At 31.8% G+C, this 13,953-nt stretch carries 8 protein-coding genes; all 8 read left to right on the forward strand.

Annotation, left to right across the window (positions count from 1 at the left end; all coding sequences use genetic code 11):
• The first annotated feature begins 52 nt into the window (after window positions 1-52).
• The 8 genes from CN601_RS18890 to CN601_RS18925 all read left to right on the forward strand — a co-directional run bounded on the left by CN601_RS18890 (window position 53) and on the right by CN601_RS18925 (window position 13,940).
• Complete coding sequence (locus CN601_RS18890) at window positions 53-2,422, forward strand: beta-galactosidase (RefSeq protein WP_098171945.1); 2,370 nt, start codon at window positions 53-55, stop codon at window positions 2,420-2,422.
• 215 nt (window positions 2,423-2,637) lie between these two features.
• Complete coding sequence (locus CN601_RS18895; RefSeq protein ID WP_098171946.1) at window positions 2,638-3,993, forward strand: ABC transporter substrate-binding protein; 1,356 nt, start codon at window positions 2,638-2,640, stop codon at window positions 3,991-3,993.
• Between the two features lie 25 nt (window positions 3,994-4,018).
• Complete coding sequence (locus CN601_RS18900; RefSeq protein WP_098171947.1) at window positions 4,019-6,997, forward strand: extracellular solute-binding protein; 2,979 nt, start codon at window positions 4,019-4,021, stop codon at window positions 6,995-6,997.
• Window positions 6,990-7,880, forward strand: coding sequence for a carbohydrate ABC transporter permease (locus tag CN601_RS18905; RefSeq protein WP_098118455.1), 891 nt, complete (start codon window positions 6,990-6,992; stop codon window positions 7,878-7,880). The genes CN601_RS18900 and CN601_RS18905 overlap by 8 nt, the downstream gene beginning before the upstream one ends.
• Before the next feature lie 28 nt (window positions 7,881-7,908).
• A complete protein-coding gene (locus CN601_RS18910; RefSeq protein WP_098171948.1) occupies window positions 7,909-8,784 on the forward strand; it encodes a carbohydrate ABC transporter permease in 876 nt (291 codons plus the stop codon).
• A gap of 21 nt (window positions 8,785-8,805) precedes the next feature.
• Complete coding sequence (locus tag CN601_RS18915; protein WP_098171949.1) at window positions 8,806-10,830, forward strand: YIP1 family protein; 2,025 nt, start codon at window positions 8,806-8,808, stop codon at window positions 10,828-10,830.
• The gene (locus tag CN601_RS18920) at window positions 10,823-13,087 is read left to right on the forward strand and encodes a DUF5696 domain-containing protein (protein WP_098171950.1); all 2,265 of its coding nucleotides are present in this window, start codon (window positions 10,823-10,825) and stop codon (window positions 13,085-13,087) included. Before CN601_RS18915 ends, CN601_RS18920 begins: the two co-directional genes overlap by 8 nt.
• A complete protein-coding gene (locus tag CN601_RS18925; RefSeq protein ID WP_098171951.1) occupies window positions 13,080-13,940 on the forward strand; it encodes a carbohydrate ABC transporter permease in 861 nt (286 codons plus the stop codon). The genes CN601_RS18920 and CN601_RS18925 overlap by 8 nt, the downstream gene beginning before the upstream one ends.
• Window positions 13,941-13,953 lie beyond the last annotated feature (13 nt).

Genomic DNA, 13,953 nt, shown 5'->3' on the forward strand with positions numbered 1-13,953 from the left:
CTTCTATTAATATGGCAAAATTTAACCTATTAAAATGGAGCTGACTTATAAAATGATAGAAATTAAAAATGAAAAAGTCATAATAAATGGAAAAGAAGTCATTTTATTCGGTGGGGAGTTGCATTATTTTCGACTACCAAAAAGCGAATGGAAAAATCGAATTAAACAAATAAAAGCAGCCGGAGCAAATATGGTAAGTACATATATTCCTTGGCAGTTTCATGAAAAAACAGAAGGTGAAATTGATTTAACTGGAAAATCAAGGCCTGAAAAAGATATAAGAGCTTTTCTTCAAATGATTAAAGATGAAAATATGTACTGTTTAGTTCGACCAGGTCCATATGTAATGGCGGAAATAGTTGATCATGGTGTACCGTCATGGCTGATTGACAATTATGATGAAGCATTAGCTAAAAATGAAAAAGGAGAAAGTCATCCAGTACGTTTAGTCAGCTATATGCACCCTATTTATTTAGAAAAAACACAAAAATGGTATAAACATGTATGTGAAATTATAGCCCCACTTCAAGTGACGAATGGTGGTCCGGTTATCATGTTCCAGCTTGATAATGAAGTAGGAATGTTCCACTGGGTTACAAATCAAGGTGACTATAATGATGTAACTCTTAAATACTTTCAAGAGTATTTAGAACAAAAATACACTTTAAATGAGTTTCAAAAAATATTAACTGATGAAGTGTTGAGTATCGAAGAATTTGTCCAGAAAAAGGTTAAAAAAGTTGAAGAAGGTTTTTCATTCGCTTTACAAAATGAATATAGCTTATTTATGCGCGAACATTATCGTACATATATTGAAAAATTAAAGGAATTTGCAGAGAAAAATCAAATTTCTGTTCCGTTTGTTGTTAATATCCATGGATTTGATACAGTTGGAGGTATTTTAAAGCGCGGAATGAAATATCCAATTGGCATATCACAATTAATTGAGACGACAAAAATAGAAAATGTAATTATTGCCGGAGATTACTATATTGGTAACTTAGAATACGATAATTATTCAGATGTTATAATAGCAAACGCATTTACTAGAGCAGTTCAATCGAAGGATCAGCCATTATTTTCAGCGGAATTCCAAGGTGGTTGTATAACTGATAAACCAAGGCTACAACCATCTGCATTTGATTTAATTACAAGACTAAGCTTTGCGAATGGTATGAATGCTGTTAATTATTATATGTTTGTAAGTGGTGAAAATTATGAAGATATAGGATTGTTTGGAAAAAGACATGAATGGCAAGCACCACTTTCAGCATATGGAAAAGAGAGAGCACATTATAAGCCAATTCAACATTTAGGGAAAATGTTTCAAGTATATAATGATGAACTCTTAAAGACAAAACCTGAATATAATACCCACTTAGCGTTTTATCCAGATTATTTTATGACAGAATTTCATAATGAGTATACAGAAGGAATGATGAGAGAAATAGAGCAATGGAGAGAAGCGTTTTTATTTAATGGAATTGCTAAAGGTTTAACTATAAACAATATTGCATATGATGGGTATAATTTACTTGAAACTAGTGAAATTGAATTGATAAAAATCCCATCATTGTGGGTATTTTCTACAAAGTGGATGGATGCTAATATCCAGCAAAAACTAGTAAACTATGTTAAAAATGGTGGGGATCTGATTATTTTTCCAACTTTACCGACTGAAACTATGAAACGTATTCCATGTACGATTTTGAAAGATTTTATAGAAGTAGAACAAAAAGAAATCAAACATGGTTTTGCTATTGTTGAAGAAATGGAAAACATTGCAGCAATGATGCAGACATATGGCCAAACTGAAGGAGCGTTTGCTTGGACAGAGGATGATGAAAAAGATGTAGTTGCCTTTGAAAAAGATTGTGGTAACGGTAAAGTTGTTGTGATTGGATTAGGTATGGAATTACAGTTTGATTATCAATTAGAGGCTATTAAAAAGATTGCAAATAAGATAGGGATCTATAGTAGTTTTGCATTTGATGAAAAAATAGAAGCTGTAGACGCTTTTGCTCGTATTTCAGAAAAAAATGGCAAATTCATATTTTTGCACAACTTTGATGAATATGAAAAAGAGACAAGTATTTCATTTGAAGATAAATTGTTATTCAAAGGTAAGAAGCTTACGATTCCGCCTAGAAGTGGATTAATGCTTCCAATTCAAGTCAAACTTACAGATGATATTTTTATAGAATACGGATCTGGTGAAATCTTTGAAATTGAAAAACGAGAAAATGAGATTAAAGTAAATGTAAAAGTTATGCAAGATGAAGAATTTTTATTTACTTCGTCTAAATGGGCTCCACAAGAAAGTAATTGTATTAAAGTAGAAAAAATTGATGAAATCCAATACATTGTAAACATAAACAAGGCAGAAAAAGTTGCAGAATTAAAATTCGTTAATTGTATGTAGTATAAAGAAACCATTTGAGAGCCCCAGCTCAAGTGGTTTCTTTTATATAAAAATAAAGTTATTAATAAATTGTTAAAAAAATTCGACAATATTAAAAATTATTTACAAAAAATATGAAATTCGATTGAAAGCGATTACTGTATTATGTATAATAATTTCATAGAAACGTTTCGATAACCCTGATTATATGACTAGATTTAGGAGGAAATAGAAAAATGAAAAAAATTCTGAAAATTGTCGCCGCAACGTCAGTCGCATTAACGATGGCAGCCTGTAACAATAAAACTTCTTCAACCTCAGCAGATAAAAAAATAGTTTTAAATTATGCAAACTGGAATCTTGGTACTGAATCTGAAAAAAATCTAGAACGTTTAATGATCGAAGCTTATGAAAAAACACACAAAAACATCGATATAAAAATTGATGAGAATATTACAACCGACGATTGGAAGGGCTCGTTATCAACAGCAGCAAGTGCTGGTAAACTGCCGGATGTGTTTATGTTATCAGATATTCCATCTGGTGTAACAAATGATTGGTTGCTTGATTTATCTGATTTAGTAAATAAAGATAAAGAGTTTACTAGTTTACCAGAATCAATTAAAGAATCAACGAAAAGCAGTGACAAAACGTTTGCAATTCCATTTGCACAACATTTTATGGGGTATTACGTAAACAAAGATATTTTTAATAATGCAAACATAGACGCACCAGAATATGGCATTTCTTTACCTAATTTTATTAATGGGGTAAAAGAAACAACTGACTTAGGTAAAGGAATTGTAGGGATCAATTCAACGACAGATTTCGTTGATTGGTACTCAGGAGCTAAAAATCAAAACGTAAATTGGTTTACATATGGAAATGGTAAATATCACTTAGATTCACCTGAAATGTTTGAAGGTGTAAAATTAGCAAAAGATTTAGGAACAAATGGTTATGCATATGAAGGTTTAAACAAAGAACAAAAAGATCAATTAAGTGGCGATGATATGGGGGCCGCTTTTAAAGCAGGGCAACTAGCCTATTTTTGGAATGGCACATGGATGAATAGTGATTTTTCAAAAAATGTAGATTTTGATTGGGATTTTGTTGGGATTCCCGGTGGTAGAACTGCGATTGCTGTTGACTACTTAGGTGTAGCAAAGAGTACGAAACATACAAAAGAAGCTTATGATTTTGCCAAATTTATGTCATTTGGAAAAGAAGGTTTTTTAAAAAGAATGGATATAAGTAATGAAACTGGTACAGAGATTAATACATTACCAATTACTACTGACTCAGAAGTTTTAGCAAAATACTGGGATATGATTAGTGTACCAGGAGTTCAAAAAGCATATGAAAATTTAGATCATGCAATGATTGATCCAATTAAATTCGTACCAGGCTACGCAGCATCACGTTGGGAAGCAGCAACAGGAATTAAAATTGGAGACAATGATAATGCAAAAATTGTTGATTTGTTAAAGGATAGTGTTTACGGATCAGTTAATTATCAAGACTATGCGAAGCAATTAAATAATTTAGCACAACAACAATACGATGATGCAGTTAATGCAATGAAAAAATAATTGCATAAATAGCTTGGAAGGATCGATGACATTGGTATCTAAACTAAGTAAATGGTTATCAGTTGTATTATTAGTTAGTAGTATCAATTTTTTATATGTTTCAGCTGTTCGTGCAGAAGGAACAAAAAAAACCAATTCTGCTACTGATCTAAAATCAAGTGAACAGAATTTAGTAGAAAAACAATTTCATCAAGTCCTGAAAAAATGGGAGAAAAAAGTTAAAAACAGCACTTCATTTGAAAGTGCTGTTTCTCCTAATTTATTTAAAAATGTAAATGAGAATGATTACATTTCAGTAAATAATAGTCGGGACTATAATGAAAGCGTTATTAATTTTTCGAATCACAAGTCGGTCAATATCGAGCTAAATATACCTCAAGATGCACTTTATGAAATTGGGTTCGATTATTATGGTTTAAGTAAGGAGATTGCGAATCCAGAACTTTCTATTAAAATAAATGGACAATTTGAATTTTATGAGAGTAGAAGGATAGTAGCCCCAATTAATTGGAAAGATAAAGATAAAAAATTTGAAAAAAACAACTATGGTAATGAACTCATTCCTGAGCAAGTTCAAATTAAGGAATGGAATCACATCATGGCTCAAGATCCTAGTAATTTACAACCAGAACCATTGCGTTTTCTTTTGAAAAAGGGAAAAAATGTTATAACGCTAACAAATACAAGTGGAAGTATGCTACTCGGGAGAGTTTACGTACAATCACCGAAAAAGTTATTTTCGTATGAAAAATATAAAGAAAAATATTTTAACGAAAAAGTACAATCAGATCTGATAACAATAGAGGCTGAGCATCCATACATTAAAAACACTTCAAGAATTCGGCCTGTTACAATCAAAAGTCCAGATGTAATTCCATATAAAAGTAATGAATTGTTACTGAATTCGCTATATGGAGGAGAATCTGCAGGAGAAAGTGTTACATGGAAAGTAAATGTGAAAAAAGACGGGAAATATGCACTTTCATTCAAAACATTACAAAATGCTAAATCCGGTTCCCCGGTGTTTAGAAGTTTATTAATAGACGGTAAAGTTCCATTTAAAGAAGTAGAACATTACAAGTTTGATTTTTCAGAAAAGTGGCAAAACAAAACATTAACTGATGAGAAAAATAAACGATATTACTTCTATTTAGATAAAGGAGAGCATGAGGTTACATTAGTAGCAGACGCATCTCCGGTTGAACCAGTAATACATAATTTAAAAGACATTATGGATGAAATAAATGATTTAAGCTTATCAATTAAAAAATTAACAGGTAATTCAACTGATAGTAATCGTGATTGGAAAATTACTGAATACTTACCAGATATAAAAGATCAATTAACTTCATGGACTAAAAAGTTAAATGAAAATAAAAAAGAGTTGCAAAAAATATACGGAGTTACAAATGATTCAAAATCATTAGAAGAAGTTGATTTGTCTTTAATTATTTCAAAATTAAATAAGCTGAAAAATGATCCAGATAAAATTCCAAAGCGGTTAACGGACTTAACAGACGGATCGAATTCAGCGACACAAATTTTAGGTAATATTCAAAGTTCGCTTCAAACACAACCATTATTAATTGATCGGGTATATGTAAATGGTGATACTAAACTACCTAAAGCTACTACTAGTTTTTTCGATAAATTTACAAGCAAAATTAAGGAATTCTATTATTCTTTTACTAAAAAAACATACGACACTTCTTCAGTTGATAAAGATACCGTAGAGGTTTGGGTAAATCGGAATCAACAATATGTGGAATTAATGCAAAATATGGCTGATAGTACTTTTACAGCAGAAACCGGTATCAAAGTTAAGTTTTCAGTAATGCCAAACGAGCAAAAATTAATACTTGCGAATGCTGGAAATCAACAGCCTGATGTTGCATTAGGTATTAGTGTTGGTACTCCATATGAATTAGCGATGCGCGGGGCGGCAACTGATTTGAGTAAATTCAAAGATTTTAAAGAGTATATCCAAAAGTTTTCTCCAGGTGCATTTATGCCTATGATGATTGACAACAAAGTATATGCTTTACCAGAAACACAGGATTTTTACGTACTATATTATCGCAAAGACATATTAAATAAACTAAATATTCCAATTCCAAATACGTGGACTGATGTGAAAGAAATGCTACCTGAATTACAAAGATATGGACTAAATTTCTTTGTTCCATTATCAGGTACTTCGGCTAATAAAGCATTTATGTTTACAGCTCCATTTATTTATCAGCAAGGTGGAGATCTATATGCAAAGGATGGAATGAGTACAGCAATTGATTCGGAGGAATCGATTGAAGGTCTGAAATTAATGACCGATTTGTACACAATGTATAGCTTACCTCTACAAGTACCTAATTTTTATAATTCATTCCGTTATGGTTCAATACCGATTGGAATATCAAATTTTGAGACATATGTAAAATTAACATCTGCTGCGCCAGAAATTGCAGGCTCTTGGGATATTGCATTATACCCGGGTGTTGAGCAAAAAGATGGATCAGTTTCTAGATGGGCAACAGGGTCTGCTCAATCAGCAATGATGTTTGAAAAAAGCAAAAAACAAGAGCAATCTTGGAAACTTTTAAAATGGTGGATGTCTACAAAGACTCAGACCGATTTCGCAACGAATCTTCAAACGATTTATGGAACAGAATATATGTGGAATTCTGCTAATTTGGAAGCGTTTAAAAATGCTCCATTACCAGCAGGTCATAAAAAAGTCATTCTAGAGCAATGGAAATACTTAATGGAAGTTCCAAAAACACCAGGAGCATATATGATTGAGCGCGAGATTAGTAATTCTTGGAATAAAGTGGTGTTTAACGGTGCAAATTTACGGGCTTCTATAGATGATTCCACCATCATCGTTGATCGGGAAATTAGAAGGAAAATGGAGGAGTTTGGCTATATGAAAGATGGTAAAGTTGTCAAACCATATATTCTTCCAAGATTAGAAACTGTCAAAAAATGGGTAGGTACGAATAATGAATAAGAAAAAAATTGATTATAACACGTGGGTCTTTCTTGGCCCATATATTCTTCTATTTTTAATATTTATTATCGTGCCTGTTTTAATCGCCATTGGATTATCTTTTACTTATTTTAACTCGATCGAATTTCCAAAATTTATCGGATTAAAAAACTATGTAAGTTTATTAACGCAAGATGCGGTTTTTATGCAAAACGTAGTACCGAATACGCTTAAGTTTTCTCTAATTGTTGGTCCAGGAGGATATATTTTATCTTTTTTAATGGCGTGGATGCTAGCACAAATTCCGCATAAGCCTAGAACAGTTTTGGCGCTAATACTTTATTCACCATCAATGACTGCCGGTGTTGCGATGACCGTTTTGTGGACAGTTATTTTTAGTGGGGATGCATCAGGCTATTTAAATGGAATACTACTAAACTTAAATTTAATAACTGAACCAATTCAATGGTTACAATCCCCAGAGTATTTAATGACAATCATGATTATTGTAACGCTATGGACAAGTATGGGCGTAGGATTTTTAGCGATGTTGTCGGGGATTTTAAATATTAATCCTGAAATATATGAAGCAGGTTATATCGATGGGGTCAAAAACCGTTTTCAAGAAATAATCTACATCACAATCCCATCTATGAAACCTCAAATGTTATTTGGTGCTGTAATGGCAGTAGTTAATACATTTCAGGCCGGAGCAATCGGTGTCGCACTTTCAGGAACAAATCCAACACCTCAAAATGCAGGCCAGTTGATGGTCAATCATATCGATGATTATGGATTTATTCGTTATGAAATGGGTTATGCTGCAGCAATTTCTGTCGTTTTATTATTAGTAGTTTACTTGTTTTCAAAGGTAGCAAGAAGATTATTTGAGGAGAGAGATTAATTAAACTACGTAGATAAGGAGGGATCAGATGGCTTCTTTTCAAGGGACACAAATCAATCCTAAGAAATTTCATAAAAGTCAAATAAAGTTTTATCTCATTTTAATTCCGATGGCAATTTTAATGGGTTCACCAATCGTTTATATAGTTAATCATGCGTTTAAACCAATCGATGAGTTATTTGCTTTTCCACCACGTTTTTTTGTACAAAAGCCAACAATGCAAAACTTCCTTAATTTATTAGATAGTGGAAATGTAGGTGGAACACCAATTACAAGATACTTATTTAATAGTATTGTCGTAACAATCGTAGTTGTAGTGCTAATTATTCTAATAAGCGCTATGGCTGGATATGCATTGTCAAAGAAACAATTCAAGCTGAAAAATACAATTTTCGAGGTTAATACATTAGCTCTAATGTTTGTTCCAGCGGCAGTCGCGATACCTCGATATATTATTATTGAAAAATTACATTTAATTAATACTTTTACGGTTCATATTCTACCATTACTTGCTCTTCCAGTAGGATTGTTTCTTGTAAAGCAATTTATCGATCAAATTCCTAATGAATTACTTGAAGCAGCAAGGATGGACGGTGCATCGGATTTGCAAATATTTTTTCGTATTATTATTCCTAACATTAAACCCGCATTAGCAACCGTTGCAATTTTAGCATTCCAAGTAGTGTGGAATAACATTGAAACGTCAGATCTATATGTAAATAATGAAGGAATTAAAACATTTGCATTTTATATGAGTTCGTTATCAACTGCTAGTGGGAATACAGTTGCCGGAACAGGTTTAACTGCAGCAGCATCATTAATCATGTTTATTCCTAATTTAGTTATTTTTATATTTATGCAAAAACAAGTAATGGATACGATGGCTCATTCAGGTATTAAGTAAATGCTAGGAGCGAGATAGTAAATGAAAAATTATAAAAATCTTTTTAAATTACTATTAATTATGATAGCGATGATCATGATGTTTCCAGCAGATACTTATGCAGCTGATGCCTATAAAACATATACAATCTCGATTGATGGAGAAGAAATTAAAACACAAACTGCGTATGAGGCTGTTGGAATCCTTTCGAATGATCAAATGATTAAACCAGAGAATCTATTTATTGATCTAAATGACAATATATATGTTGCAGATTCTGGAAGTAAAGAGATTATTGTATTTAACAAATATGGAAAATTAATTAGAACGATTGGAAAAGGGATCTTAGAGAAGCCTGTTGGTATTTCAGTTGGAGTTGGCAATAAACTTTATGTTGCCGATGTAATTAAAGAAAAGGTTTATTGTTTTTCTTCAGACGGTAAATTACATGCAGAGTATGGAAAACCTGATTCACCGCTATTTGGAAAAGGTCAACCTTTTAAACCACTAAAATTATCTGTGGATGTTAGAGGCAATATGTATATTATTGGCGAAGGAGCTGCCAATGGGATTATTCAGCTTAATAAAGACGGCGAATTTCTAGGCTATTTTGGCGCAAATAGGGCTTCCACTTCTTTTTATCAAACTTTTAAAAATTACATTATGTCTAAAACTGGTGTAAGAAAAGGCTTTATGAATGTACCAATTGCTTCTACCGGTATTGACATTGATCAAAGAGGAATTGTTTATACCGTTACAAATGGTTTAGATAGTGAAGCCATAAAAAAGCTAAATGTAGCAGGTTCAAATATGCTTACTGATGGAGTTTATGCATCAAGTTCTGCAATTGATATAGTGGTAGGCAATCAAGGCAATTTTTATGTCCTGAGTTCAAATGGTTATGTTTACGAATATGACAGCACAGGGAACTTATTATTTAAATTCGGAAGCAAGGAATCAAACGCACAACGTCAAGGGATTTTTAAGCAACCATCAGGAATTAGTGTTGATACAAAAGGGGATCTATATGTTGCAGATGCCGAGCAAGGAATCATTCACATATTTGAACCTACCGAATTTACTAATAAGTTACACCAAGGCTTATCTTACTTTGAAGAAGGTCTATATGTGAAAAGTCAAAAGTATTGGCAAGATGTACTTCAATTAAATTCATCATTTTCATTAGCACATATTGCGATGGGACAAGCTTATTATAAACAACAAGAGTATAAGGAATCGTTAAACGAGTTTAAATTAGCAAAAAATAAAGAAGGATATTCACAGTCATTCTGGGAGATTCGCCATAAACTTATGGAGAAACATACCGGTACAGTATTAACCTTTGTCATTTTAGGTATTTTCGTATATTACATAGTTCGATATTTAAATCGCAAAAAAGACTATTTTAAAGGGATTAAAATTGCATTTAATAGTTTTAAAAATATCAAACTTGTAAGTGAATTATTCCTTCTATTTAAACTATTTAGACATCCTATCGACACCTTTTATGAAATTAAAAAATTGAAAAAAGCTTCTGTATTTTCAGCTACAATTTTTTATTTACTATTCTTCATTGAATATTTAATTTCACTTAAATTTACTGGTTTCATTTTCAACACCGAACTATTAGAACGCTTTAGTTTATTTTTAATCATCTCGATTTTTTTCGGTGCACTGGCGCTATTCGTCATTATGAACTATTTAATTAGTACGATTAATGATGGTGAAGGTAGCTTTAAAAATGTCTATATCGGGACAATCTATTCACTTGCTCCGTATTTAGTGTTTAGTATTCCAGTTACACTACTATCAAGAATTATAACAATAAATGAATCTTTCCTCTTTACATTTACAACTCAAATTATGATTGGTTGGTCACTTATAATTTTGTTTATCATGATCAAAGAAATCCATAATTTTACAATAGGAGAAACAATAAAGAATATCCTACTCACATTATTTAGTTGTGTCATTACAATTGTTGTTCTATTTGTTCTTTATATTTTATTAAATCAAGTGATCGATTTCGTTTATTCAGTAATCCAGGAGGTAATGATTCGTGTATAAGAAAATTATACTGTGTGGTTCATTGTTACTGTTATCAATACAACCAAATGTATATGCCGAAAAAAATAATGACCTAATTAATTCTGTCAACGAAAATACGCAGAAGTTTACCTCCAATCAGTTTACACAAATGGAAGTACATAAAAATAATATTAAAAGTTTCAATGATTCATTAACTGGTTTTGAAAAGATAGCGGAAAATGAAAAACTAGCATTATATGTTAATAGTGAATCTCTAGCGATTAAAGTTAAGAATAAATCGAACGGTTATGTATGGAGTTCTACACTCGATCACATGGAAAATTACAAGTTAAATAGTACTTGGAAACAATTTGTGGAATCTGCCATAACGATTGAATACTTAAATATGCAAGGCAAGCTAAGAAAAGAAAGTATTACAACCAATTCTGCAAATATAAACCTTAAAAAGAAAGCAGACGGGTTTGATGCAAATATATCTTTTAGACAAGCGAAAATAAAAATGAAACTTTCAGTACAGTTAACTGAGAATGATATTGTAGTTACTATACCTGAAACAAATATTATCGAAATGGGTAAAGTGAAAATTGTTTCGGCAAATGTCTATCCGTTTTTGGGAGCTTCAAAAGAAGATGACATTCCTGGTTATATGTTTATACCAGATGGATCCGGAGCGTTAATACGATATGAAAAGAGCGGCGTAAAAATGGAGTCACCTTATAGTGCAACTATATATGGTGAAGACAAGGGAATCACTTCAACGATTCCATCAGAAGATACAAATGAAAGTTATAAAGCAAGCATACCGGTATTTGGAGTTGTTCATGGGGATAATCAAAATGCTTTACTCGGAATTATCGAAAAAGGAGATAACTATGCGAGAATTGATGCGTATAAAGCAGGTCTATCTACTGAGTTTAATTGGGTTACTTCCCATTTCACATACCGTTATGCTTATAAGCAACCGACTAGTAAAAATCAAAAAAGTGGTAAAGCAATGGATTTAATCCAAAAGAAGCGGAACAAATTCGATATTAAATTACATTATAAAATACTAGATCATAAAAATGCTAATTATGTAGGGATGGCTAAAAGTTGTCAATCTTACCTAATAAAAACAGGGATTTTAAAAGACAAGTCATCTAATCATCCAATGCTACGCTTAGAATTTTTGGGCGGTGAGAAAAAAGAAGGATTATTTTGGGATTCAGTTGTATCAATGACTCCAATTAGCAAGCTTCCAAAATACGTAAATGAGCTAGAGAAAAAGGGAGTAGATGATTTTTTTATCGTCTATAAAGGCTGGAATAAAAACGGACTGACTGGCACATTTCCAAAAAAGTTTCCATTTGAACGAAAACTCGGTAGTAAAAGCGATGTAAAAGATACTGTTAAAGAGCTAAAGAAAAAGGATATCCCTTTATTCTTTTATACAGATTACACGAAAGCATATGAAGGCTCATCAAGTCTATTTGGTGCTAGTAATATAGCTAAACAAGTAAATACAAAAGCAATCATGGGCGTCGAGAATGGATATAACTACTATTATTTACATCCTGAAAAATCGATTGACTATGCAAAAAAAGATAAAAAGAAATACAAGAAATATGGTATGGAAAACTTGGCTGTTGATGGGGTAGGAAACGAACTATATTCAGCATTTAATGATCGCCACACATCAACACGAGAAAAAAGTAAAAAATCGATAAAAAAGGTTCTTAATGTTTTAAATAGTGGTGATGTAGATAAGACGGCACTTTATGAACCAAATGCTTATGCTTGGGGTATGACAGATAAATATTTGGATATTCCAATGGGATCATCAAACTACTTGTACGTTTCAGATACAGTTCCATTTTTGCAAATCCTATTAAAAGGATATGTTGACTACTATGCTCCGTTTTCTAATTTTTGGTCAAATCAAGAAGAAGAGCTTTTGAAATTAATCGATTATGGTGCATATCCATCTTTTTACTTAACTGAAAAAAAATCGTATTTACTTTCTGAAACACCTTCAAGAGATTTATATACTTCAGAATTTAAAGCTTGGAAAAAAGAAGTTATTAAACAATATGATGTTATTCAAAAAAGTTTGAAGCTAGTAAAAGACGATTCAATTGTAAGTAGAGATGTTTTGAGTGAAGGTGTCGTAAAAGTTACTTATTCAAATAATATAAGTTTTATCATTAATTATACAAATACTCCTTATAAAAATGGTGGCCTTACAGTTGCAGCAAAAGATTTTGCTGTAATGAAGGGGGAATTTAGCAATGAATAACATTTTCTCAAAATTTAACAACAAAAAGACAGTAGGCTACGTCTTTATTTTGCCATGGGTGATTGGCTTTGCTGTTTTTACAGCCTATCCAATTTTCTATTCACTCTATTTAAGTTTCTTTCATGTCATTATTACAACTGATGGTATTCAAACAAAATTTGCTAAATGGTCAAACTACCAGGATGCATTTACAACTGACGTAGAGTTTTTAAAGCAAATAGGGGACTTTGCAGCACATGTTGTTGTGTCAGTTCCAATCATAGTAATTATAGCTTTAATAATCGCGATTCTATTAAATCAACCGATTAAATTTCGGGGATTCTTTCGAACAATCTTTTTCTTGCCAGTTATTATTAGTAGTGGTGCTGTATTGACTAAGTTAACAGAGCAAGGAGTAACTGCAATTCCTGAAATAAAACAATATGCTTTTTATAAAATAGCTGCTGCAAATCCTAATTTTTTTAGTAATTTATTTTTATACATTATGGATAATATGGTTTTGTTATTGTGGTTTACCGGCGTTCAAATTTTAATTTTTATTGCAGCCCTCCAAAAAGTTGATACGCAAATATATGAAGCTGCAAAAATTGATGGTGCATCTACATGGGAAATCTTTTGGAAAATTACGTTGCCAACTTTATTTCCTATGATTCTAGTAAATATTATCTATACGACCGTTATGTATTCTATTTCCACAATGAATCCGATTATAGACCTTATTAAGAAAAACATGTTTAAAATTGAAACTGGATTTGGATATGCTTCAGCACTTTCTTGGGTTTATTTCGTGATCATCACTATTATTCTATTAATTATGGTATGGACTGTGGTTTTACTTGAAAGAAAAAAATAATATAGGGGGGAGT

This window comes from Bacillus sp. AFS017336 (assembly GCF_002555445.1).
Classification (GTDB): domain Bacteria; phylum Bacillota; class Bacilli; order Bacillales; family Bacillaceae_G; genus Gottfriedia.

Excerpts from the sequence above, each read along its gene's own strand:
- CN601_RS18890 (WP_098171945.1), top strand. The coding sequence starts at position 53 with ATGATAGAAATTAAAAATGAAAAAGTCATAATAAATGGAAAAGAAGTC.
- CN601_RS18895 (WP_098171946.1), top strand. The coding sequence starts at position 2,638 with ATGAAAAAAATTCTGAAAATTGTCGCCGCAACGTCAGTCGCATTAACG.
- CN601_RS18900 (WP_098171947.1), top strand. The coding sequence starts at position 4,019 with ATGACATTGGTATCTAAACTAAGTAAATGGTTATCAGTTGTATTATTA.
- CN601_RS18905 (WP_098118455.1), top strand. The coding sequence starts at position 6,990 with ATGAATAAGAAAAAAATTGATTATAACACGTGGGTCTTTCTTGGCCCA.
- CN601_RS18910 (WP_098171948.1), top strand. The coding sequence starts at position 7,909 with ATGGCTTCTTTTCAAGGGACACAAATCAATCCTAAGAAATTTCATAAA.
- CN601_RS18915 (WP_098171949.1), top strand. The coding sequence starts at position 8,806 with ATGAAAAATTATAAAAATCTTTTTAAATTACTATTAATTATGATAGCG.
- CN601_RS18925 (WP_098171951.1), top strand. The coding sequence starts at position 13,080 with ATGAATAACATTTTCTCAAAATTTAACAACAAAAAGACAGTAGGCTAC.